This window comes from Bacillus sp. es.036 (assembly GCF_002563635.1).
Taxonomy (GTDB): Bacteria; Bacillota; Bacilli; order Bacillales; family Guptibacillaceae; genus Guptibacillus.
The window spans coordinates 1,943,797-1,968,340 of the sequence record NZ_PDIZ01000001.1; the positions used below are offsets into that span (position 1 = coordinate 1,943,797).

Annotated in this window: 27 protein-coding genes; 1 reads left to right on the forward strand and 26 read right to left on the reverse strand. The window is 39.7% G+C overall.

Annotated features, from left to right (window positions below; genetic code table 11):
- Window positions 1-26: 26 nt before the first annotated feature.
- Window positions 27-923 carry a phosphate butyryltransferase gene (yqiS, locus tag ATG70_RS09940; RefSeq protein ID WP_098444153.1) on the reverse strand — a complete coding sequence of 299 codons (897 nt, stop codon included), beginning with the start codon at window positions 921-923 and terminating at the stop codon, window positions 27-29.
- A 116-nt stretch (window positions 924-1,039) separates the two neighbouring features.
- The gene (locus tag ATG70_RS09945) at window positions 1,040-3,106 is read right to left on the reverse strand and encodes a sigma 54-interacting transcriptional regulator (protein WP_373560781.1); all 2,067 of its coding nucleotides are present in this window, start codon (window positions 3,104-3,106) and stop codon (window positions 1,040-1,042) included.
- A gap of 184 nt (window positions 3,107-3,290) precedes the next feature.
- Here ATG70_RS09945 and ATG70_RS09950 point away from each other — a divergent pair, with 184 nt between their 5' ends.
- Entirely contained in the window at window positions 3,291-3,530 is a 240-nt protein-coding gene (locus ATG70_RS09950) for a DUF2627 domain-containing protein (RefSeq protein ID WP_257147658.1), read from the forward strand.
- Window positions 3,531-3,711: 181 nt separating this feature from the next.
- Here ATG70_RS09950 and spo0A read toward each other — a convergent pair whose 3' ends face one another.
- The 24 genes from spo0A to ATG70_RS10070 all read right to left on the reverse strand — a co-directional run bounded on the left by spo0A (window position 3,712) and on the right by ATG70_RS10070 (window position 24,529).
- On the reverse strand, window positions 3,712-4,512 hold the full coding sequence (spo0A, locus tag ATG70_RS09955) for a sporulation transcription factor Spo0A (protein ID WP_098444156.1): 801 nt from the start codon (window positions 4,510-4,512) through the stop codon (window positions 3,712-3,714).
- 244 nt (window positions 4,513-4,756) lie between these two features.
- Entirely contained in the window at window positions 4,757-6,052 is a 1,296-nt protein-coding gene (spoIVB, locus tag ATG70_RS09960) for a SpoIVB peptidase (protein ID WP_098444157.1), read from the reverse strand.
- Window positions 6,053-6,176: 124 nt separating this feature from the next.
- Window positions 6,177-7,874, reverse strand: coding sequence for a DNA repair protein RecN (gene recN, locus ATG70_RS09965; RefSeq protein WP_098444158.1), 1,698 nt, complete (start codon window positions 7,872-7,874; stop codon window positions 6,177-6,179).
- Window positions 7,875-7,907: 33 nt separating this feature from the next.
- Window positions 7,908-8,357: a transcriptional regulator AhrC/ArgR gene (gene ahrC / locus ATG70_RS09970; protein ID WP_098444159.1), complete on the reverse strand. Its 450-nt coding sequence runs from the start codon at window positions 8,355-8,357 to the stop codon at window positions 7,908-7,910.
- A gap of 167 nt (window positions 8,358-8,524) precedes the next feature.
- A complete protein-coding gene (locus ATG70_RS09975; protein WP_098444160.1) occupies window positions 8,525-9,331 on the reverse strand; it encodes a TlyA family RNA methyltransferase in 807 nt (268 codons plus the stop codon).
- Between the two features lie 6 nt (window positions 9,332-9,337).
- Entirely contained in the window at window positions 9,338-11,230 is a 1,893-nt protein-coding gene (gene dxs, locus ATG70_RS09980; protein ID WP_098444161.1) for a 1-deoxy-D-xylulose-5-phosphate synthase, read from the reverse strand.
- 18 nt (window positions 11,231-11,248) lie between these two features.
- Window positions 11,249-11,857 (reverse strand): hypothetical protein, encoded by a 609-nt coding sequence (locus ATG70_RS09985; protein ID WP_098444162.1) that lies wholly within the window; start codon window positions 11,855-11,857, stop codon window positions 11,249-11,251.
- A 768-nt stretch (window positions 11,858-12,625) separates the two neighbouring features.
- Window positions 12,626-13,507, reverse strand: a complete 882-nt coding sequence (locus tag ATG70_RS09990; RefSeq protein WP_098444163.1) for a polyprenyl synthetase family protein — start codon at window positions 13,505-13,507, stop codon at window positions 12,626-12,628.
- Entirely contained in the window at window positions 13,504-13,740 is a 237-nt protein-coding gene (locus ATG70_RS09995; RefSeq protein WP_098444164.1) for an exodeoxyribonuclease VII small subunit, read from the reverse strand. The genes ATG70_RS09990 and ATG70_RS09995 overlap by 4 nt, the downstream gene beginning before the upstream one ends.
- Window positions 13,727-15,085 (reverse strand): exodeoxyribonuclease VII large subunit, encoded by a 1,359-nt coding sequence (gene xseA / locus ATG70_RS10000; protein WP_098444165.1) that lies wholly within the window; start codon window positions 15,083-15,085, stop codon window positions 13,727-13,729. Before xseA ends, ATG70_RS09995 begins: the two co-directional genes overlap by 14 nt.
- Window positions 15,086-15,106: 21 nt before the next feature.
- Window positions 15,107-15,493 carry a transcription antitermination factor NusB gene (nusB, locus tag ATG70_RS10005; protein WP_098444166.1) on the reverse strand — a complete coding sequence of 129 codons (387 nt, stop codon included), beginning with the start codon at window positions 15,491-15,493 and terminating at the stop codon, window positions 15,107-15,109.
- Window positions 15,494-15,703: 210 nt separating this feature from the next.
- The gene (locus ATG70_RS10010) at window positions 15,704-16,099 is read right to left on the reverse strand and encodes an Asp23/Gls24 family envelope stress response protein (protein WP_098444167.1); all 396 of its coding nucleotides are present in this window, start codon (window positions 16,097-16,099) and stop codon (window positions 15,704-15,706) included.
- Between the two features lie 10 nt (window positions 16,100-16,109).
- On the reverse strand, window positions 16,110-17,477 hold the full coding sequence (gene accC / locus ATG70_RS10015; protein ID WP_098444168.1) for an acetyl-CoA carboxylase biotin carboxylase subunit: 1,368 nt from the start codon (window positions 17,475-17,477) through the stop codon (window positions 16,110-16,112).
- An 11-nt stretch (window positions 17,478-17,488) separates the two neighbouring features.
- The gene (gene accB / locus ATG70_RS10020) at window positions 17,489-17,977 is read right to left on the reverse strand and encodes an acetyl-CoA carboxylase biotin carboxyl carrier protein (RefSeq protein WP_098444169.1); all 489 of its coding nucleotides are present in this window, start codon (window positions 17,975-17,977) and stop codon (window positions 17,489-17,491) included.
- A gap of 333 nt (window positions 17,978-18,310) precedes the next feature.
- A complete protein-coding gene (locus ATG70_RS10025) occupies window positions 18,311-18,877 on the reverse strand; it encodes a SpoIIIAH-like family protein (RefSeq protein WP_098444170.1) in 567 nt (188 codons plus the stop codon).
- 1 nt (window position 18,878) lies between these two features.
- Window positions 18,879-19,517: a stage III sporulation protein AG gene (gene spoIIIAG, locus ATG70_RS10030; RefSeq protein ID WP_098444171.1), complete on the reverse strand. Its 639-nt coding sequence runs from the start codon at window positions 19,515-19,517 to the stop codon at window positions 18,879-18,881.
- A gap of 5 nt (window positions 19,518-19,522) precedes the next feature.
- On the reverse strand, window positions 19,523-20,125 hold the full coding sequence (gene spoIIIAF, locus ATG70_RS10035) for a stage III sporulation protein AF (protein ID WP_098444172.1): 603 nt from the start codon (window positions 20,123-20,125) through the stop codon (window positions 19,523-19,525).
- 10 nt (window positions 20,126-20,135) lie between these two features.
- Window positions 20,136-21,320: a stage III sporulation protein AE gene (gene spoIIIAE, locus ATG70_RS10040; RefSeq protein WP_098445784.1), complete on the reverse strand. Its 1,185-nt coding sequence runs from the start codon at window positions 21,318-21,320 to the stop codon at window positions 20,136-20,138.
- Between the two features lie 25 nt (window positions 21,321-21,345).
- Window positions 21,346-21,735 carry a stage III sporulation protein AD gene (spoIIIAD, locus tag ATG70_RS10045; RefSeq protein ID WP_098445785.1) on the reverse strand — a complete coding sequence of 130 codons (390 nt, stop codon included), beginning with the start codon at window positions 21,733-21,735 and terminating at the stop codon, window positions 21,346-21,348.
- 12 nt (window positions 21,736-21,747) lie between these two features.
- A complete protein-coding gene (gene spoIIIAC, locus ATG70_RS10050; RefSeq protein ID WP_048308951.1) occupies window positions 21,748-21,954 on the reverse strand; it encodes a stage III sporulation protein AC in 207 nt (68 codons plus the stop codon).
- A 19-nt stretch (window positions 21,955-21,973) separates the two neighbouring features.
- Entirely contained in the window at window positions 21,974-22,486 is a 513-nt protein-coding gene (gene spoIIIAB / locus ATG70_RS10055; protein WP_098444173.1) for a stage III sporulation protein SpoIIIAB, read from the reverse strand.
- A 1-nt stretch (window position 22,487) separates the two neighbouring features.
- On the reverse strand, window positions 22,488-23,423 hold the full coding sequence (gene spoIIIAA, locus ATG70_RS10060; RefSeq protein WP_098444174.1) for a stage III sporulation protein AA: 936 nt from the start codon (window positions 23,421-23,423) through the stop codon (window positions 22,488-22,490).
- A gap of 76 nt (window positions 23,424-23,499) precedes the next feature.
- Window positions 23,500-23,760: a DUF2619 domain-containing protein gene (locus tag ATG70_RS10065; protein ID WP_098444175.1), complete on the reverse strand. Its 261-nt coding sequence runs from the start codon at window positions 23,758-23,760 to the stop codon at window positions 23,500-23,502.
- A gap of 109 nt (window positions 23,761-23,869) precedes the next feature.
- A complete protein-coding gene (locus ATG70_RS10070) occupies window positions 23,870-24,529 on the reverse strand; it encodes a TetR/AcrR family transcriptional regulator (RefSeq protein WP_098444176.1) in 660 nt (219 codons plus the stop codon).
- Window positions 24,530-24,544: the final 15 nt, after the last annotated feature.

Sequence of the window (24,544 nt, forward strand, 5' to 3'; positions counted from 1 at the left end):
ATCTCCCTCTCTGTTATCCTCTAATTTTATTTAGCTGAACTTACTGCAAGCGCGATACTATAAACTTTGCTTTCTGAACTATCTGCGCGAGAAGTTAAAACAATTGGCGCTTTAGCGCCAGCGATGACTCCACCAACTTTTGCATTTGCAAAATAGACAAGTGATTTATACAATGCATTCCCTACTTCTATTGAAGGAACAAGAAGGATATCTGCTTTCCCAGCTACTTCACTTTGTATTCCCTTATGCTCTGCTGCTTCTATTGAAATAGCGTTATCCAATGCGAGTGGTCCATCAATCACGCATTCAGAAATCTGGTCTCTTCTATTCATCTGAGTTAGCGCCGATGCATCAAGCGTCGCTTGCATAGCTGGATTAACGACTTCTACTGCGGCTAACGGAACAACTTTAGGGCGCGCAATTCCAATACTTCTCGCAATCGATACGGCGTTATTAACAATTTCCACCTTTTGCGTTAAATCCGGCTCAATATTCATACCAGAGTCTGTTACAAAAAGCAGTCGTTCATATCCTCTAACATCGAATGCGGCTACGTGCGAAAGAACCTTTCCTTTTCGCAAGCCATATTCTTTATTTAATACTTCTTTCAAAATGACTGAAGTGGAGACCATTCCTTTCATTAAAACATCGGCATCTCCATTTCGAACGGCTTGAACAGCCATTCTCGAAGCTTCTTGATCTGACTCCACATGCACAATTTGAAGAGATGATGATTCAGTTAAACCTTCATCAGTTAACATTCGCTTGATTTCTTGCTTTTCACCGTAAAGAATGAATGATGCCAGTTGTTTCTGAATAGCTTTATGAACCGCTTCAATCACTTCTTTATCTGCAGCAGCAGCAAGTGCAATCGTTTTGTTAGGTTGTTTGGATACTTCCATTACAAGTTGATCTAGATTCATTGATGTCCTCCCTCTACGCCATCATACTATTATGCAAGTTCCGTGCCAATTCTACATTATTGTCGTAACAGGGTTTTAAGCTGATCGCCTACGCAAAATCCTGCACACCACGCAAATTATTGCATGCCAGACTTTTCAATACCGTGTTTTTCCATCTTGTAGTACAGATTACGAAGTGACACACCTAAGGCCTTTGCTGTCGCAGTTTTATTTCCCTCATAATGGGCAAGAGTTTGACGAATTGTCTTCTTTTCAAATTCATCGACTAGCTGAGACAACATTTTGTCAGGTGTTCGTTCGACGAACAGCACATCAGCGTCTTTTTTCTCACTCAACAATGATGGGAGATGGTGCGAATCAATCATCGTTTCAGAGACATCCATATGAATCACAATTCTTCCCAAAACATTCTCAAACTCCCTAACATTACCTGGCCAATCATAAGATTTTAAATAGTCAACAGCCGCCTCCGTTATCCCTTTAACATTTCTCCCATAATCTTGATTAATTTTCGTAAGTAAATGTTTCGCAAGGGCAGTAATATCTTCTTTCCGTTGTCTCAAAGGAGCTATTTGTATCGGCAGTCGATTTAATCGATAGTATAAATCTTCCCTAAATGAACCATCGATTATTCTTTTTTCCAGTTTCGCATTTGTTGCTGCAATTATTCTTACATTAATTGAAATTGGCTTCGCTCCACCTACACGAACTATTTCTCGCTCCTGAAGAACGCGAAGAAGCTTTGCCTGAGTCCCTAGAGATACCTCCCCTATTTCATCAAGGAATATACTCCCTCCATTCGCCTCCTCAAAAAGCCCTCGTTTACCACCCTGTCTAGCACCTGAAAATGCGCCATCTTCATAACCAAAAAGTTCGCTTTCAAATAAGGATTCAGAAATAGCAGCACAGTTCACTCTGACAAATTTGTTGTATTTACGATCACTTGCATTATGTATGGCATGGGCAAATAGTTCCTTACCTGTTCCCGATTCACCACGAAGAAGAACAGTAGCTGGCGTCGAGGCTGCCAGTTTCGCTTGTTGTACAGAGAAAGTCATTTCCTCTGACTTCCCGATAATGTCTTCAAAGGAATACTTCGCTTCAAGTGTTCTGATTATTTGTCTCGCTCGTTGAAGTTGATTGTTCAAAGAGTGTAGTTCTGAAATGTCATGAATCACACCGACACTTCCTTTTAATAGACCATCCACTATAACTGGTGAAACATTAACAACAACTTCTCTTTTTGAGGGACCGACTTTCATTTGCACGCCACGCACTGGTTTTCTCGTTCTGAGTACACGCATGTGCATGCTTTCACCTTCAGAAATATCCGTATTCGCCGGCTTTCCAATTACTTCTTCCCGTTGAAGACCAGTTAATCTTGTGTAGGCAGGGTTGATCATAAGCCCTTTCCCAGTTTCATCCACTACTGAGATTGCCTCGTCAGAAGACTGTATTATAGCTTCCAGCATTGATTGAACACTTTTTAAATTTGTTACCTCTTGCGCCATCTGTTCAATTGCGGTCATATCTTTAAAAACAGCCAAAGCCCCTATGCGTTTTCCTTCATCATTAAACATCGGAATTCTCGTGGTAATAATTTTCTTACCATTAGGAAGTAACTGTTCTTTATTAATTTCCGCTTTTCCAGATGAAAGGACGCGCGGAAGTCTACTTGAAGCCATAAGAGACCCAATTATTTTTCCATCCGCGAGCTCTTTGCTAATTCCCGTTATTTTCTCGGCACTTCGATTAAATAAGGTCACTTCCTCATTCACATCCACAGCAATCATGCCATCATGTGTTGAATCTAAAATAATTTCTTGTTGTTTGGATTGATGTCGTAACGTATCAATTAATATTTCTTTTTCTTCAATAAGCTTTAAAACAATATTAGCGACCGATCCTGGAATCAGGACAGTATGCTTTTCTCGCCTGTCTCTTATTTCTTCAAAAACCGCTTCATCCCCAGTAGCTTCTACAATGACATCGATTTCAAATTGATTTAATGCTACTTTCCAATCTTCAAATACAGCTATCCCACTATTACGAGCTTTAAGAATACCAGGTGCGCCTTGGTGACAATCCACCATCGCAATAACTTTCATCATTTTAGTTTCCTGCAAAATCTGCAAAAGCGCCAATCCGCCTCTTCCAGCACCTACAATCATACATGTTCGCAACTTTTTCATCACCTGCACCCTATACATGCAATATATTTCATACTAATCATACATCTCTTTTTTAATTTTGACAAATTATGCACGGTTGTTTTTATCGTTTTTTGTAAGTTACAAACACTAATGGACACTTCATTCCTACTTCGCTACAATAGCACTAGTGATGTGTAGAGAGGGTGCACCAGTAATGAGGTTAGTTGCTTTGCTTGTCGTATTAATTCCAGGAATCACCGGCGTTATCGGTATCAAATTAATGAGAGATGTTCTTTTCGGAGTAGTAAACCCACCGTTCACTTCTCTTGTTGTTCAATTTATTTTCGGACTCATTTTCCTTATCGCTGGCCTTGCTTTCGTTGGTGGATTTATTTTCTATCGTGATCGCAAGCGAAATAAAGTACAGCCAAGATTCTCTTCTAAAAAACAGTAATCTTTCATTGAAAGATCTTTCGTAAAAGTACAGGTTCACATTGTAGTCATCTCCCAGACATAAAAACAAAGCCAACTTCACAAAAGAAGGGGCTTTGTTTTTCCATATTTTATTTGGAACGTTTTGTTAAGCTTTCATCAACTCTCAAATAGAGATAACTTGATTTATGTTTGAATTCGAATTACCTGCTATGAGAATAATTATCCATGTTGTGCTCAATCCGAAGCTTATCAGCAACCATTGCAATGAACTCAGAATTTGTTGGTTTCGCTTTAGACATACTCACAGTATAGCCAAACAAGTTTGAAATAGACTCTACATTACCTCGACTCCAAGCAACCTCAATCGCATGACGAATCGCACGTTCAACTCTGGATGAAGTTGTATTGAATTTTTTCGCAATATCAGGATATAGGACCTTCGTGATTGAACCTAATAGTTCAATATCATTATAAACCATCGTAATCGCTTCTCTTAAGTACATATAACCTTTAATATGTGCCGGTACCCCGATTTCATGAATAATACTCGTGATGCTCGCATCAAGGTTTCTAGGGCGACTTTCACGCTGAGGACGCTTATATGAGCCATTACTTGTTGTAAATGTTGTTTTCTTACCACTTACTTGCCTTACATGACTTGCTAAATTATCCATATCAAACGGTTTTAAAATAAAGTAGGATGCTCCTAAATCTACTGCTTTTTTCGTTACGTCTTCCTGACCGAAGGCAGTGAGCATAATAACGCTACAAGTATAATTCATTTCTCTTAAACGTTCTAGAACAGCCAGGCCATCTAAATGCGGCATAATAATATCAAGTACAAGTACATCAGGTTCTTGATCTTCAAGAACTTCTAAGCATTCCTGTCCATTGGAAGCGGTTCCGACTACCTCCATATCCTCTTGTCGTGACATATATTCCTCAATTAAATTCACCAATTCACGATTATCATCAGCTAGACATACTTTTATTTTTTGCACGGCTCCGTCTCTCCTTCCACAAGTTTGGTTACCGTAGTAGTATAGAAATTCAACGGAAGTTGTAAATTCCCTCTAAAATTTCTAAAAACATTTAAAAACAATATTTATTCTTCATCATTCTCTAGCATACTTCAATTTACTACACATAACTACATTTTCTGAATAATCTTTCAATTTTGTCGAATTTTCTTCATCCAAAGTATACCATGGTTTGAAAATGAAAGAAAGCGAACATTGAGCTTTTTTAGCTCGCTGTTCGCTTTTCATTACGACTTTCTTCATAAATATTAATACCAGCTTCTTCTAACATCCATTCAATATGAACGCCATAGCCTGAAGTGGAATCATTAACAAACACATGAGTAACCGCTCCAATTACTTTTCCATCTTGAATAATGGGGCTTCCACTCATCCCTTGTACAATCCCACCCGTTTCATTTAACAACTGCGGATCAGTTACTTTAATAACCATTCCTTTTGTAGCAGGGAACTTCTGAGGAATTGAACTGATAACTTCTACATCATATTCTTTTACCTCACTACCTTTTACTACTGTTAAAATTTTAGCGGGACCTTCTTTCACTTGATGAGATAGCGCAATCGGCATCGGCTTATCATACAGGCCTTTTTTTACTTCCTGGTTCATTTCTCCGAAAATACCGAAAGGACTGTTCCGCGTTATTGTACCAAGCTTTTGATCCGTTTTAGAAAATCTTGCTAGCTTTTCACCAGGGTGACCGTTGCTACCTTTTTCAATTGATGTTACAGAAGAGGGATAAATCTCTCCCCGATTAACTACAATTGGCTTCTTCGTATCCATATCAGAAATAACATGTCCTAGAGCACCATATTTTTTCGTATCTGGATGATAAAACGTTAGCGTGCCAACTCCTGCTGCAGAGTCACGTATATACAACCCAATCCTGTATGCTTCATTTTGTTTATCCTTAACAGGAACCAACTTCTTACTAAGTTCTTCGTTTTCTCTTACAATCGTCACTTCTAATGCTTGGCCATTATTTGCTGCTTTTTTTACAATTGAGCCAATGTCGCTCATTTTTTGAACGGCTTGACCATTTATCTTAGTGATAATATCGCCTACTTGAATGTCAGCAATTTCTCCTGGTGACCGATCTCCTTGATTCGTATGAATTAAATGGTGACCAACAACGAGTACACCACGAGTGTTTAATTTTACACCAATTGATTGCCCACCAGGTATAACTTTAAAATCAGGAAGAACTTTCACATCAACTTTTTTAATGGGAATATTTCCAACAGTTAAATCCAGAATATCAGAACCGCTTTTGGCGCCGTTAACCGCAATTTCTTTCCCCGAAGGGTTAAGACTTGCCACTTCAGAGCTTTCAAGCGTTGCAACGGCAGTAGTAACAGAGGATATTGTTGTTTGATCTCCTTCAAACATGATAATCTCATCTGGAATTGATAAAAATAACTGTATTGGTTTTGAAAACCCAAGTACGATTAAACCTCCAAGGAGAACTACTCCTAACAGCTTTCGAAACATCTCTATCTTCAATCCTTCACTCTCCTCGCTCTTGCTCACACCTCCAACATGGCTGTATCTATAATTTTGCCTTGAGTGGCTGTTATTATAACCTCTAAAAATGAAAATGCTACCCTCAGTTGGATAGCATTACATATCATGATTTAATTTGGTTTGCTTGATATAACAATTCTTTTGCATGTTTCTTTGTAAGCTCTGTCATTTCGGCGCCAGCAATCATTCTTCCAAGTTCTTCTATTTGTTCATCTGTACTTAAATTTCCAACACTTGTCTTTGTTCGACCTTCACCCGTTTCTTCTTTTGAAATATAAAGGTGATGATCAGCCATTGCTGCAACTTGAGGAAGGTGAGTAATAACAAGTACTTGGGACCCGGCGGAAAGACGCTGTATCTTCTCCGCCATCGCTTGAGCAACCCTTCCACTTACACCAGTATCTACTTCGTCAAATATAATTGATGTAATACCTTGATGTTTTGAGAAGATGGACTTCAACGCTAACATGATACGAGATAACTCGCCACCAGAAGCCGTTTTAGAAAGCTCCTTAAGCGGCTCGCCTGGATTGGTAGAGATCATAAAATCAATATCATCTTGTCCGGATCGATGGAAAAAGTCTTTCTTACTTTCATCACGGTCATTAAAATGAATTGCAAATTCTGTTTTTTCCATATAAAGATCTCTAAGCTCATGGTGAATGGATCCAACAAGCTCACTAGCAACTTTTTTTCGCAGACCGGTCAAATTATTAGCCTCTACAGTTAAATCAGCCTTAATACCCTTTAAGTCAGCCTGTAGCTCGTCTACGCGATCTTCTCTGTTTAATAATTCATCTACTTCATCTTCAATCGAAGCTGCATATTCCAATATATCTTCTACCGATTCTCCATACTTTCGCTTTAATAATTGAATTTCGTTTAGTCGTTCTTCTACAAAATCCAATCGTGCGGGATCAAATTCAAGTTGATCACGATATGTATTTAATTTACCTGCCGTTTCTTCAAGTAGATAAAATTGATTGGCTACTTCTTCATGGTATCCCTGTAGTTCTTCATCAAGGTCCGCAACTGACTCTAGTTGTGACATCGCAAGCCCTACCCAGTCTAGTCCTTTATTATCTCCATGTAGGGAATCATAAACATCCTGAAGAGCGGTATATAGTTTCTCAAAATTACCTAATCGTAATTTCTCGTCCATTAACTGATCATCTTCATTAGGAGAAAGCTCAGCTTTCGTGATTTCTTCAAGTTGATATTGAATTAAATCCAGCCTATGAGCCATCTGCTGTTCATTCTCAGTTAAATTTTTCATTTGCTGCTGGATTTTTTTGTATCTTTGAAAGATTTCCCTGTATTCAAAAAGAGCCGGACCAATTGACCGTTCCCCAAACTGATCGAGCAAAGTAAGATGCTTATCAGATTGCATTAAATCCTGATGTTCATGCTGACCGTGAATGTCAATAAGTGTTTGACCAATCTCTCGCAAAATTCCAAGCGTCACTAACTTTCCATTTACTCGGCAGATGCTTTTACCTGTATGTGAAATATCACGGCGCAGTACCACCATGTCATCTGTAAACTCGATTCCGACATCTTCAAGTTTTTGCACCGTTGGATGGCTTGTATCAATATGAAATAACCCTTCAATTTCTGCTTTTTTCGTTCCATAACGAACGAATTCAGCTGAACCTCTCCCACCAACTAATAGCCCTATGGCATCAATAATGATGGATTTACCAGCACCTGTTTCTCCAGTAAGAACGGTTAACCCACGCTCAAATGAAACGGTAATCGCTTCTATGATCGCAAAATTACGAATGGATAGTTCCGCTAACATATTCTCCCACCTTTAAAGATCCTCATTCATATTCTACAGCATATCAATAAACCGTTGTGATAACATCGGGGCCGCATCGGCGCTCTTACATATAATTAGAATCGTATCATCTCCGCTTATATTCCCCATAATCTCTTCCCAGTCTAAATTATCGATTAGAGCACCGATAGCATTAGCGTTACCAGGAAGCGTTTTCATTACAATAAGATGATCCGCATGATCAATACTAATAAACGCGTCTGTTAAAGTTCTTTTTAATTTTTGAAGCGGGTTAAAGCGCTGATCTGCTGGCAAACTGTATTTATATCTGCCGTCGATTGTTGGAACTTTAACAAGATGAAGCTCTTTAATATCTCTTGAAACAGTTGCTTGCGTAACGTTAAATCCTGCACTTTTAAGACAATAGACGAGCTCATCCTGTGTCTCAACATCTTGATTGGCAATCATTTCCCGTATCTTGATATGGCGTTGTCCCTTATTCATTGTATAACCTCCGGCAAGTAAAATCTGACAGCCTTATTATATAGTCCCAAACCTTTTTTGTATAGACCCTCATAAATATTCACTTACTAAAAGAAAAGTCCAACGTTCCGAATTCAGAAAACCTGATAGAATGTTAAACGAGAAAAAGGACACACATCGTGTATCCTTTATAATTTCTGATGTGCTTCTTCAACAACTTCTTCTGCAGAAGGAACATTTTTGACTTTGCTCTCCTGTTTCCAGCCAAGATATAATAGAAATTCGATATTTCCTTCGCCACCAGTTATTGGTGAATATGATATACCGTTTACTTGATATCCTTCTAGTTCAGCAAAATCCATCATTTCTTTCAGTACACGATGATGAATGTTTTTATCACGGACAATTCCTTTTTTGCCTATTTCTCCACGGCCTGCTTCAAATTGCGGTTTGACGAGGGCGATAACTTCACCTTTCTCTTTCAAAATCCCTTTTAATACAGGTAGGATTAATTTTAAAGAAATGAACGAGACATCTATTGTGGCGAGATCAGGGAGTCCTTGTTCAAAATCCTCTTTGACAGCATATCGAAAATTCGTTCTTTCTTTTACAACCACACGATCGTCTACTCGCAGTTTCCAGGCTAATTGATTGTAACCTACATCAAGTGCATAAACGAGGGAAGCGCCATTTTGAAGTGCACAGTCTGTAAAACCACCAGTAGAAGAACCAATATCTAAAACCACTTTGTTTTCGGGATCGAGAGAGAAGACGTCAATGGCCTTCTCCAACTTTAAACCCCCACGTCCAACATAACGGAGCGTATCTCCTTTAATTTGAAGAAGAATATCTTCTGGCACTTTCATACCTGGTTTGTCCATTCTTTCCGTCTCTGAAAAGACAAGACCTGCCATAATTGCTCTTTTTGCTTTTTCTCTCGTATCAATTAAACCTCGGTTTACAAGGAGTACATCTAGTCTTTCTTTTTTTGCCATGCTTTTTTATGCCCTCTTTTGTTTTGCTGGAATCATTTTCTTTGCTTTCTCAGCAATATCATCTGAAGTTAATCCAATTTCTTTTAATAACTCACTTACACTGCCGTGTTCGATATAAGCATCGGGGATTCCCATTCGTTGAATACCACCATGCTGATAGCCACTGTCATTAACATATTCTAGAATGGCACTACCAAATCCACCTTGGAGTATAGCTTCTTCAACTGTAAGCATCGGTATGCCATCTTGCATGAGATCTGCAATCATTTTCTCATCTAAGGGTTTTATGAAGCGAGCGTTAATAACACGAGCTGAAATACCTTCTTTTTCTAATTTATCCGCAGCACTCAACAGATCTTGTAACGTAGGGCCAAATGACAAGAGAGCAATATCCGTACCTTCACGAATAACTTCCCAGCTACCAATTTGAATTTCCTTTAGTTCTTGATCCATCTTTGTACCAATCCCGTTCCCTCTAGGATAGCGTACAGCAATTGGTCCCTGATTGTACTTCAAACTAGTATAAACCATATGCTGCAATTCATTCTCATCTTTCGCCATCATAAGGACCATATTAGGTAAGTGTCTAAGGAATGAGATATCGAAAACACCTTGGTGCGTTTCACCATCTGCTCCTACAAGCCCAGAACGGTCAATCGCTAGGAAAACATTCAAGTTTTGTCTGCAAACGTCATGAACGAGCTGATCATAAGCTCTTTGAAGAAACGTAGAATAAATCGATAAAACCGGTTTTAATTCCTGAGTTGCAAGTCCTGCAGCCATTGTAGTAGCATGCTGCTCAGCTATACCAACATCAAAAAGCCTTTCTGGGAATTGTTTTTCAAATGCTTCCCACTTAGAGCCTACTGTCATGGCTGGCGTGATGACTGAGATGCGATCGTCCTTCTCTGCAAGCTTTCGCACTGTTTCACTAACGACCTTACTATATCCAGGCGCTGCGACCTTCGGTTTAATTTGTTCACCTGCTTCAATCTTATAAGGACTCACACCGTGCCAAACGCCAATTTGATCGCTTTCTGCAGGTTGATAGCCTTTTCCTTTTTTCGTAAGTACGTGAATAAGGACCGGTCCTTTTGTCTTCTTAGCATATTTAATGTTTTCCATTAACGCTTCAACGTCATGACCATCTACTGGTCCAAGGTAGGTAAAACCAAGCTCCTCAAAGAAAATTCCTGAAACCAACAAATATTTCAATGCATCTTTCACACGCTCAGCCGTTGAAGCTAGCGCTCCGCCAAACGCAGGGATTTTTTTAAGTAAATACTCAAGTTCATCTTTCGCTTTATGATATTTGCCAGCTGTGCGGAGCTTTCCTAAAATGTTATGAAGAGCACCTACATTTGGAGCAATGGACATTTCATTGTCATTTAAGATGACGAGCATATCTTTTTGTTCGTGTCCGATATGATTAAGAGCTTCAAGTGCCATCCCACCTGTAAGAGCCCCATCTCCAATAATCGCAACTACACTTTCGTCAGAGCCTTTCATATCTCGAGCAGCCGCCATCCCCATTGCTGCTGATAGTGAGGTAGAGCTGTGCCCAGTTTCCCAGACGTCATGCTCACTTTCATTTCGTTTTGGAAAACCACAAAGACCTTTATATTTACGTAGCGTGTCAAATCTCGAAGCTCGTCCAGTGAGGATTTTATGAACATACGCCTGATGACCAACATCCCAAATAAATTTATCTTTTGGGCTATCATAAATTTTATGAAGCACAATTGTAAGTTCTACTACGCCAAGGTTAGGTCCAAGATGTCCACCAGTTTCGGATAGTTTGTTAATTAAAAAGCCTCTAATCTCTTCAGCAAGCTCGGTCATATCGTTCATATCATAATTCTTTAGAAACTTAGGATTCTCAATCTTTTCTAAATCCATGGGAATGTCCTCCCCTTCTTATTTCGATTTACGGTTTCCCTTTTTCTTTTTGGATTGTTTGTCCACCATCTTAATCTTAAATGTTTTTTCTACATAGTATAAAAATCTCCCTACTTGAAAGATGATTCCTGTAGAAAAGTGGATGGCAAACGTTTTTCCGAGCGCTTTTCCTCCAACCGTTAACGCAGCAATGACGCTTGTAAATACTACTGATATTATATATTGAAACAAAGATCCATCGCTATGTCCAAGCTGAAGTGTTAATTGGACGACAACGGTTGCAGAGGCTGTACCGCTTATAATACCCGATATATCACCAATTACATCATTACAGAAGCTTGCAACACGATCTGCGTTACGTGTCACAAAGATTGCATGTTTCGCACCAGTAAGACGTTCTGCGGCCATCGCATGAAATGGCACTTCGTTTGCGGCAGTAGAAGCTACACCAATTGTATCAAAGAATATCCCAATTAGAACGATCAACAGAACTACAATCATACCAATTGCCCATGAAACTCCACTTAATACCGCTGTTGATATAATTGAAAAAATAGCCGCTAACACAAGTGTGATAACGGCAATAGCTAAACTCCAGTTTATGGATTTTGATACGGAAGCTTTCATATCTACTCCTTGTCCATTATATAATCACATAAAAATAGGTATCCAACTAACAGGACATCAAGGGGTCAGATCGTTTCCCCCTGTTCCCTGTCAGTTGAATACCCCTGCTGTATTATGTATCGCAGAGTGGTCACTTAAAGAGTAAAGACTGCGGCTTAGGTCCAGTAGGTTTTCCCAGATTGATACCTCAACGTCGCCGTTCAGGCGGTTTCCCTTTACATCAATCTTAGCGTAGTCACCATGCGCTAGACTGGATTACCACTTAGTCCGCACTATAATCCCCTTTAAGTGTCACTCGGAACAGTCTAGGAGTTTTCCTCAACAGTTCCACACATTTCCTAGCCTCTTTTGCAGAGCAGATTTCATATGGGTGGTAGGAAAAAAGCGGCCGGCCGAGCTGCAAATTTCCAATAATCCATAATCCCCTCTAGCTCCACTCAAGGCAGGCTACGCTGTTCAACTGCGTTCCCATGCAGCTGCAACAGGTTCATACCCCAATTCATAGCAGGCAGCGTTAACCGCTCTGCTACAAGAATGGGCCTCCGCGGAAGCAGGGTCAACGCCCACATGCCTTTGTGGATCGCCCTGCGACCTTAACTCCCAGCATCGACCCAAGTCTGGGCGACTCAAGCCAACACCAGGAACTTCATCGATGTGCCCTATGGCGGATTTTTAGGCCCGCCTTCAGAAATGGCGAACTGACTAGAATACTGCACCACTCAGTCTTAGTTTATTATACCACACATTAGTTTTATGCTCAATTATGTGTTAGTGGTCCCGCTCTACAATAAATTTCGCAATAGATTGTAAAGTGTCTTTTTCTACGTTAGCAGCAGTTAGATGGGCTAATCCCTCTTTAAAATGGTGATTAAGTTTTTCTTTTGCTCCGTCTAGCGTGAGAAGCTTTGGATAAGTACTTTTTTCGTTCGTTTCATCACTACCAGGAAGTTTTCCGATCTTCCCTTCTTCTCCTTCAACGTCAAGAATATCATCGCTAATTTGGAAGGAAAGACCTATGTGTTCGCCAAAAGCACGTAGATGTTCACGTTGATGACTTGTTGCATGACCAATTATTGCCCCAGCCATAATAGAGAATACAAGAAGTTTTCCTGTTTTATGATGATGAATGTATTCAAGTTGTTCTAGCGTTAATTCTTGCTTCTCCCCGTCTAAATCCGCCATTTGTCCTCCTACCATTCCGGAAGGACCAGCAGCGTGTGATAATAATTTAATCAAGTCAACTTTTTGTTCACTTGTTAAATTGGAATCTGCAATAAGTTCAAAGCTTTGGGTTAATAGCGCATCCCCAGCAAGAATTGCAGTTGCCTCTCCAAAAACGATATGATTTGTTGGTTTACCTCGACGTAAATCGTCATCGTCCATTGCAGGCAAGTCATCATGAATCAATGAGTACGTATGAATCATCTCAACCGCACACGCCACTGGAATGGCTTCTTTAATGGAGTGACCAAATGCTTCTACGGTAGCGAGCATTAATATTGGACGGATACGTTTTCCACCTGCGTGAATCGAATACAACATCGCATTCTTCAATGATTCCGGCATCTCCAAGCGGTCAATGTATGCGGGAAGTTCTTCATCCAACAGTTTCTTACATTCGTTCATATAGGAACTGAGATCTGAAGTCACGCTTCATCCTCCTGGACAGAAAAACGTTTAATTTCACCGTTTTCTTCAACGATTTGATCCATTTTACCCTCAACAGATTGCAGTTTCTCATGACATACATTTGATAAATTCATTCCTTCTTGAAAGAGTGAAATCGCTTTTTCAAGAGGTACATTACCTTCTTCCAATGCTCCGACAATTTGCTCTAACTTTTCCATCGCTTCTTCAAATGTTACGTTCTCATTTTTCTCCATTCGAATCACTCTCCTCTAATCCCCATACATGGCAATCAATTTTTCCATCTGTCATTTCAAGTTTTAGAATATCTCCAGGTTGAACCTGATGAACAGATTTAATGAGTTCTTCTTCTTTATATGCAAGGCTATAGCCACGCTCCATTACTTTCAATGGACTTAAAGCATTCAGTTTCCCTGCAGCAAGCGAAAAATCACGTTGTTTTCCCAGTAGAACACGCTGCATTTCTTTATTTAAAGAATGCTTAAGCTCTTCAAGCTCCTGACTCGCTTCTTTAAGAAGTTTTTGTGGATGCTGCTTCACTAGCTGCTTATGATTTCGTTCTACTCGCTCTGTTGTATATGATAGCAATCGCTTCATATTTCGTTGCATTCGTTCAACTTGCAAATCAAGCTCTTGTTCCTTTTGTTTCAATAATTGATCAGGGTAACGAAATGCATATGACTTCTGGAGGTTTGACAACCGATCTCGATCCGTAGCTAACTTTTCTTGCATGACTCTCATTAACCTATGTACTCGTTGGTCAACCCGCTCTTTTAATTCTACTACGCTGGGTACTGCCAGTTCAGCTGCTCCAGTTGGGGTCGGTGCTCTTAGATCTGATACAAAATCAGCAATTGTAAAATCGGTCTCATGGCCAACAGCTGATATAATTGGCACTTTTGAATTTGCTATGCTTCTGGCAACTTCTTCTTCGTTAAACGCCCATAACTCTTCAATTGACCCTCCACCACGTCCAACAATCAGCACATCAATCATTTTCATGGCATTTGCCATCTCGATCGCCTGAACAATTGATCCCTTAGCACTATTCCCCTGAACGAGAACGGGAAACACCGTTATCCTAGCAGCAGGATAACGTCTTTTGATCGTTGTAAAAATATCTCGAATAGCTGCTCCAGTTGGGGAGGTAATCACTCCAATTTCTGTAGGATATCGGGGTATTTGCTGTTTGAGGTTTTCTGAAAACAATCCTTCAAAATCGAGTTTTCGTTTCAATTCTTCATAAGCTAAATACAAATTTCCAATTCCATCAGGCTGCATTTCTTTTGCATAGAGCTGATATTGACCATACGGTTCAAACACTGATATCTCGCCTCTAATAAGGACTTTCATCCCACTTTCCGGCTTGAATTTCATATGTCGATTGTTTCCAGCAAACATCACTGCCTGAACACGCGACTTATCATCTTTTACAGTAAAATAAAGATGCCCTCGATTGTGAAGCTTCACATTCGATAGTTCACCACGTAACCAGACATCTTGAAGTGCTGGCTCATTATCAATCATCCGCTTCACGTGTCTCGTAAGGGCTGTAACCGATATATAGCGATCCGCTTTCACAACGTTCCCCTCCTCATTGAATTAGCTTTTTTGTATGATTTTAGAGAGGACTCCATTTACAAAGCGTCCCGATTCTTCTCCACCGAACAATTTTGCTAGTTCAACGGCTTCATTTAAACTAACATTTACTGGTATATCATCTCTCATCACTATTTCATACGAAGCCATTCGAAGAACAGAACGGTCTACATTACCAAGTCGGCTAAAGGTCCAGTTAACAAGGTTCTCTTTAATGACTGCATCAATCTTTTCGAGATTCTCAAGCGTTCCGAAGACAAGCTCAGATAAAAACTCGTCACCTTCTCCCTCATTTAAAACGTGTTGCAGGGCCTCACGTGGATCGGTGTCTGTTACATCTATTTGAAACAATACCTGGATGGCTTTTTCTCTTGCATGTCTTCTTTTCATTGCTATACTCCCTTTACGCTAATATTGCTATACCAATAAATAATAGCATAATGTTGAGGACAAATACAGGTTTTGCAATGTCCAATTGTTTTCACAAACTTAGGAAGGTTCATGAAAGTTGCTCGGATGCGTAAAATTTATTTCATTAATGAGTGGAGTCACATTCGTAAAAAAAGCAAAAAAACAAGCAGAGGGGACATGCCCCGCTGCTTATTCTTCGTCTTCAGTTTCTTTTTTATCAAACGTGATTCCAACAACGCTCACATTAACTGCGCTGATTTCTAGCGCAGTCATTGTTAGAAGCGCCTGTCGAATGTTTTCTTGTACCTTCTCACACACTTCAGGAATAGATAAACCATAGCTTACCACAACGTATGCATCCAAGATAATGCCATCCTCATCAAGCTCTACCTTGACACCTTTTCGATGATCTTTTCGTCCAAAGCGTTCCACAACACCTGAAGCGAAATTCCCTCTCATTTCTGCAACACCGTCAACTTCTGAAGCAGCAATACTACCGATTACTTCAATAACTTCTGGTGATATTTCGACTTTTCCAAGTCCAGTATCGTGCTCTTCCATTTCAAATGATTGAAGTTCATTCATATTGAACACCTCACTTAGAATTCGTTGATTGTTCTGTTAAATCGTATTTCTCAAGAAACTTAGTATTGAAATCGCCGCTTACAAATTTCTCGTGACTCATTAAACGCATATGGAATGGAATGGTCGTTTTGACACCTTCCACCACAAACTCTCCAAGAGCTCGTTTCATTCTAGCAATCGCTTCTTCTCTTGTATCAGCGTAAGTAATGAGCTTTGCTACCATTGAATCATAGAAAGGCAAAATATCATAACCAGGATAGACAGCAGAATCTACACGAACGCCAAACCCACCTGGAGGGAGGTACATGTCGACTTTCCCTGGAGATGGCATGAATTTCTTGTCAGGGTCTTCTGCATTAATGCGACATTCAATCGCCCATCCTTTGAACGTTACATCTTCCTGAGTGTACCGCAACGTTTCATCAGAAGCTGCTCGAATTTGCTCTTTAATTAAATCAATACCCGTTACCATTTCTGTCACAGGATGCTCAACCTGAATACGTGTATTCATTTCCATAAAATAAAAATTCCCTGTTGGCTCAAAAATAAACTCAACAGTTCCTGCACCAGAATATTGGACGGCTTTCGCAGCACGAACGGCAGCATCGCCCATTTTTTTTCTGATGGTTTCATCAAGAGCTGGGGAAGGGGTTTCCTCTACAAGCTTCTGCAAACGTCTTTGGATTGAGCAATCTCGCTCTCCAAGATGGATCGCATTGCCATGATTATCAGCAAGGACCTGAATTTCCACATGGCGAAAATCTTCGATAAACTTCTCAATGTAGACACCAGGATTACCAAATGCAGTCGATGCTTCCTGCTGGGTAATGTTAATTCCTTTTACTAATTCGTTTTCATCCTTAGCAATCCGGATACCTTTACCACCACCGCCAGCGGTCGCTTTAATAATGACAGGGTACCCCATCTCATTAGCCAGAGCTACCGCTTCGTCTGCATCCTTCACGATGCCCTCAGAACCAGGTACAATCGGAACTCCAGCTTCCTTCATCGTTGTTCTAGCAACGTCCTTTGTACCCATACGACTAATCGCCTCAGGGCTTGGTCCAATGAAGGTAATATTGCACTCTCTACATAACTCTGCAAAGTCTGCGTTTTCCGAAAGAAATCCATAACCAGGATGAATCGCATCAACACCGGTTACCGTTGCAATACTCATGATATTGGTGAAGTTTAAATAGCTGTCTTTTGAAGCAGTTGGTCCAATACAATAAGCTTCATCAGCTAACCTAACATGCAGGGCTTCTTTATCGGCTTGAGAATACACAGCAACCGTTTCAATGCCAAGCTCTTCACAAGCACGGATAATTCGAACAGCAATTTCTCCTCGATTGGCTACAAGTACTTTCTTAATCTCCATACCATCATCACCTATGCTTTCACTAAAAACAGAGGTTGTCCGTATTCAACTAGCTGTCCATCCTCAACTAGCATTTCAACGATTTCTCCATTTACCTCTGCTTCTATTTCATTAAAAAGCTTCATTGCTTCAATGATGCAGACTACGCTATCTTCTGAAACTTTCTCTCCAGTTTTCACGTAAAGTTCCGATTCTGGATTCGGACGAGCATAGAACGTTCCAACCATTGGTGATTCAATCTTATGTAATGATTCATCTTGTACTTCTTCTTTTTCAGCCGCTTTAGGTTCTTCTTTTACAGGAGAAGAAGCCGGCATCGTTTGATCAACAGGCTGTTGCGCAATGGTTTGCTGTACAGGTTGTTGAACAGGTGCTTCTGCATATTGCACTTCATTTTTCTTTAATACAATCTTAGATCCATCACTTTCATATTCAAATTCATCAATGCTTGATTGATCAATTAGTTTGATCAATTCGCGAATTTCTTGAACTTTTAACAAGATTTCCACTCCCTGTCGTCTTTTTGCTAATTTTAGATAGTAAGGAGGTTTTCTGTATAGAAGACACTCTCCAACTTATAGCGATTATAGCATAATAATAATGACCATTAGTATCTCCCGTAAAACTTACAGTCAATCAAACCTCATGATTAAGACCATTATATAACAGCTGGTCCTAAGCCTATATATCATATCATATCTTACGGTTACTTGGTAGAAGTCAACTTTGCATGACCTCCTCCACTAAGGGTAACAAATAAAGAAATCGTTTTCACTAGTATTTTTTGAAACGCGCTTAATTATAAAAAAAAAGAGATGGAGTAATCTCCATCTCTACTTTGCCACAGGCTGAAATTCTACAGCGATTCTATGACCTTCCCCTAACTGTTCTTCTGCTAGCACCATAATGTTATTTGCTTCTTCATTTGATAGCTGATCCGCTTTAACAATTACTCTTACTTTCTCGTCTTCAAGGGTATAAACCACTGCATCGCTATACCCTTCTGACTTGATCACATTTTCTAGAACTGATTCCTTTTGAGACAAAGCCATTAATTCTTGACGCTGTTCGTGTGCTTCATTTCGTAAGTCTGCTGATGCTTCACTTGCTATCACAGCCGTATAATCTTCAATCGCTGCATCTCGCTTTTCTTGAATTTCAAGCCTTAGCGCAGCAAAGACTTCATCACCAGAAACATTCATCGAAACAGATTTATCTTCAACACCATTCGTTTCTTTTGCTTCTTTTGCTTCTTCTCCTTTCGCCCCTTCCTCGCTTTGCTCCTGATCTCCCACATATGCCACATTATCCGAACCAGGTGTCATGATGTAATAAGCTGATAAAACAATAATTAAACTTAGCATTGTCAATAACCATACCGTTTGCTTTTTTAAGACCATTTTATGATTCCCCCTTTAGTTTTTTCGGCAAAACCATCACCCGATGACTTTTCACATCAAGTAGTCTCGTCACTGCATCGACAATCATTTTCTTCACTTCCATGTTTTCTGCTCCAACTGCCACGACAACTACACCTCTTACAACCGGTTTCTTCGTACTTACTACGATCGGTCCTTGACCATTATCATTCTGGACAATAACGACTTGTTCATCGTTTGATTGTTCTTCAATCTTTCTCGAACCTCCATCGTTTGGAGATTCATAAGTATATTTATCAGTAGAAGTGCTGTTTTTCTCCACAACTTTTTGCTCTGTAGAATCTAAATTTACAATGACAGTGGCGTCTGACACTCCAGCCACTTCGTCTAACGCTTCCTTTAATTGAGTTTCATACATATTTTCATATTCTGACATTGACGAGGGACTGGACTTTTTTTGACTAAAGGCTTCTTCACTTTCCGATGAGCTTTCCTGCTCACTGAACACTTGCTGGCCCGGTTCAGGCGTCGAGAAGAAACTACCGGAAAACATGAAGATGACACCAAGCCCTGCTGCAATCATTAAATAATAAAGCGGGATTCCTTTTTTCTTCTTCGGTTTTTTCAATTGATCTAGCCAGCTTGTTGGTTTTTCATCCATGTTACCTACTCTCCTCCCTTCACCTGAACGCCAACCTGGTTTGGATATAATCCCCATTCATCAGCTAGAAAATAAGCGACTTTCTTTGACTGTGCATCTGATGATTGAACCTCTTCTTCCGAAAGTTCAAATGATACCGATACAGCTTCGACGTCCTGAACATCCTTTTCTACTGCCTTACTTACCGTTACTGCAATTTGTTCAATATTCTTTTCTCCCTCTGCATCTTTTAGCTCAAGACCTACATGTGTAATTTCAAGGTTAAACTGGTCTCTCAACTCCTTTTCAACCTGGCTTTTCATTTGGACAGCCATTTGTTCTTCAATATATGCAGCATTGGATGCTTGTATTTCACTTTTCTTTGATTCTATCTGATTTTCCATCCTTACATCCGGAGTCGCATCTGTGAGAGCTGCTGATCTTAACATTGAATCAAAATCTTTTGTGAAGATTGTTAGAATAGGCGATAGAATAACAGCCATTAACATTAATCCGATGACCATTTTGACATATCGCTGCATATTGGAATTTGGCAACAACAATTCAAGAACGGTAGCAAGTAAAATAAGAACAATGATATTCGTGATCCATCCCGTAATAACTGCCAATTCAAACCTCCTAACGCACCATTAGCGTAATATTTCCAGATGCTATAATAATTGTTACCGCTAAGAAAAACATCAATGAAACAATGGCAAGAGCTGCAAAAATAAACAAAATACTTTTTGATATTACATTAAGAGACTGGATAATTGGTCCTCCTCCTAATGGTTGAATGACTGCTGCCGCAATATTATAAATCAGCACTAGTGATAAAACTTTTAGTGCAGGGAAGGCACATATCATTAGTAAAATGACAACCCCAGCTAGTCCTACCGTATTTTTCAAAAGCACCGATGCACTTAGTACGGTATCTGTTGCGTCCGTGAACATCCGTCCTACAACAGGTATGAAATTACCAGTTACAAATTTAGCCGCACGAATCGTCACACCATCTGCTACGGCGGTTGAGGCACCCTGCACTGAAATCACACCTAAAAATACTGCAAAAAATACTCCTAGTGTACCGATCGCTATATTTCGTAGTAAATTAGAAAGCTGGGTAACTTTGTACTGCTCACTAATCGTACTTACAATCGCAAGAACTGCGGATAGAAAAAGCATTGGTAGTACAAACTTCTGGATAAGCAATCCACCAGTGTTAACTAAAAACAGGACGATTGGGTGAAAAAAAGCTACAGAAGCCACGCCACCAACAGAAGCAATCAATGCTAAAAGTAGCGGAATTAACGCTAAGAGAAACCCCATCATATTCGCTATCGCGCTTTCTGTATATTGAATTGCCACGTGAAAACTATTAAGCGCAAGAATAATTAAAACCATATAGATAATGCCATACGCCACTGTGCTTACTGCTTTATGTTCAAAGGCATTTTGCATGTTTTGTAACAGAATGCTGAAAATAGTTAACAATATTAAGCTACCAAGCAATTTGCCATGGACAAGTAATTCATGAAAAAGAAATTTCAATAAACCTAATAAATAAGCTTTTAGAGAAAATTGTTTTTCTCCTTTTATAAATTCCAAGAAGGAACCTTTCTGACTTTCAGGCAAAAAGCCGCCATACTCTTCGATCACTTCGTCCCAATAGGCCTGAATCTCTTGTAATCCGAGTGTGTTTAACTGCTTGTCTACAATTTGAGTTGTTAGCGGCTCATTTTCTTCGCCCTGAGCAAGTACTGTAGATTGAAATTGCAATAAGGTGAAGCAGAGGAATAGTAGCATCAACATCGTTTTTTTCATGTGAGGCATGTCCTGCTCCTCCCTCTTATGATGGTAAAAGTTTAAGCACCGTTTCAATAATCAGTGTGAGAATCGGTATGGCCATCGCTAAGATTAATAATTTACCAGCAAGTTCAATCTTCGAAGCAATCGCCCCTTGACCAGCATCTCTCACAATTTGCGCACCGAATTCAGCAATATAGGCAATTCCTATAATCTTTAACACCGTTTCAACATAGACAATTTCGACATTTGCTTTTGACGCCAGACTTTCTAACATTTGAATAATATGTTGAATTTCTCCAATTAAATATAGAAAAATCAAAGCGCCTGTGAAAACCGTTATTGTAAAGGCAAACACAGGCTTTTGTTCTTTGACAACAATGACAAGGAAGGTAGCGATTAAACCTAGACCAACGATTTGCAAAATATCAATCGCAGTCACCCCCTAACCCTGGAAAAGGAAGACCCCTCGTATTTTCTGAAAAAGATCGTCAATGATCGTGATTACCATATAAAGAACAACGATAAAACCAATTAAGGTAACCCAGTGCGCATATTCCTCTTTCCCCATTTGCTTAAGAATCGTATGAAGCATTGCCACAATGATTCCGATACCCGCTATTTGGAAAATTGTATTCACATCATGATTCATTTCCATTTCCTCCCAATGACTAAATCAATAGAATGACAAGAAGAATCCCTCCAAGAACACCAAGACTCTTGAACATCCGTTCATACTTCATTTGGTTGTCTCTTGCTTCACTTTCTTCTCTTTCTAAATGAATCAAGGCAAGTTTGATTTGTTTCTGTTCATGCTCCCTATCGTGTTGTCCAATAGTGGCACCAAGTTGTTTCATTACTTCTTTTTCTTCTTGCTTAAAAGCCGTATACTTCCAAACCTCATCCATACTTTCCATCCACGCTTCATAAGCTGTGCCTTGTCCAGCATCGAGCTTTTTCCGAAATGAATCGAAAAACCAGGAAATTGGGTGGCCTACCTGTCTACAAATGTGACTACAGGCAACACTGAGCGGTGTCATTCCATATACAATTTCAGCTTCCAATGACTGAAGTGCCGCTTTTAACTGCCGCAATTGTCGAGATCGTTCGCTCACAGTTCTTGACCATTCCACACCTGCCCACGTACTCGCTAAAATAATGAGCACTGCACCTAATAGCTTCATGCTAGATCACCTTTTTACGTCGAATTTCCTTACCCGTTTTATCTTTGATCGCATGAATCGTCCCAGGACCATTTTTACGTGACAGTTCGACAATTCTTTCAAAAGATCCAGAGTTCAATAAACCTTTCATACTTGGCCTTCTGTGTAAATCATCCATGCACGTTCCGTGGACAGTTACAACAAGGTTAATACCAGCATTAATTGCTTCAACAATAGCTTCACTATCTTCTTTTCGACCAATTTCATCAACGATCAATATTTCTGGACTCATGGAACGAATCATCATCATCATTCCTTCTGCTTTTGGACAAGCATCCAAAACATCGACGCGATTTCCTAACCGATGTTGAGGGATTCCATGGACACAACCAGCAATTTCAGATCGTTCATCAACAATCCCTACTTTAGCTGACGGAATCCTTCTTACGTCATCGCCTTCAGCCATTATTCGAGTTAAATCACGTAGCATCGTCGTTTTGCCGGATTGAGGTGGTCCTAGAATAATTGTATTTGTCCAACCCCCTGCATAAAGATATGATACAAGCGGTACAGCTATACCAAGCTTTTGTTTTGCGATTCTGACATTAAATGATGCAATGTCACGGATCGCTTTAACATGTCCGTTTAGCGTAATGACTTTTCCTGCAAGACCGACGCGGTGCCCGCCTTCAATCGTGACAAATCCCTTTTTTAATTCTTCTTCTAACGCGTACAGGGAATAATGGCTAAGTTTATTTATCATTTGTTGACTATCATCTTTTGAAATGAAGTATGTTTGACCGTTTAAGAGAGGAAAATTCGGTTTTCCATTGATCATTATTTCAAGCGGACGGTTAATGCGCATTCGAATTTCTTCAATCGTTGATTTTTCCATTTCTGTGTATTGACGCAGGATTTTCTTTACGTTTTCTGGAAGCACACGAAGAGCTTCTTCCACGAATGTCCCTCCTCCCACTGCTTGTTTCTCTCTACACTACTATTCCTATTACGATCGAAATATGTCTCTATCAAATCTATGAGAGCGTCCCAATTAAAATAAAGCCTACACCAATTACAATGAATAGAATTTTTGTGATTGATAGATCTCCTGCTAGACCAATTAGTCCAGCTGTCATCGTAACGACAAGGATGATAGGCCCGACAATGGCTAAAAATGCATTGATCAACATTGCGGTTTTAAGATCATGAATAACTAGAATCAATACAGCTGCAATGAGCTCAATAACACCAGATAGTATGCGAAGTAAACCCATTAAAAGAACGGAATGAATCATCCTAACCCTCCCTAATCAGTACAACTTATGATGACACCGATTATTTCAGAAGACTAAGTTATAGACCAGTTCTTAAAAGAACACAAAAAAACCACCCTAATGTGGGTGGTTATCTTGCTTTTAAACCATGTAATATGAATTGAACAGTTATTTCAATTTCTTTCTCATCATCCCAATCACGGTCCGGAACCATAATATATCTTGCTAGAAAAAAACCGAGAATGGCGGTTAATGAAAGTCGAATTGCAGAGGAAGGTGGGATTTCAATCAATTCTCCTTTTTCTTGAAAGTGAACGACTACTTTTCCAAATCGATCAAATAAATCTTTCGCTATATGCTCGATAAATTGTGTGCGAAGTTCTTCATGAAAGGGAATTTCCTGAATAAGGATTTTCACAATCGGTAAGTGCTTACGAATAAATGTTTGTCTATTTCTTACAACCGCCTTTAAAAAATCTTCATAGTGCTCATAGTCTTGTTTTAGTACTTTATCTAAATCTTTAACGATAAAAGGAGCAACAAGATGACTCATGACAGGTGTAACAATAGCTAGAAGCAAATCTTTTTTCGTACGATAGTGGCGAAATATGGTTCCTTCTGCTACACCAGCACGTCTGGCAATTTCGCTAGTTGATGAAGCAGAAAATCCCTTTTCCTGAAACATCTCAACCGCTGCTTTTACGATGCGCTTTTGCTTCTCAGTTAAATCTCCAGAATCGCTCACTTCTTCATCAAAAAGCCATTCCATGTCATTCTCTTCCTTCTTCATATGCTCCCCCTGATT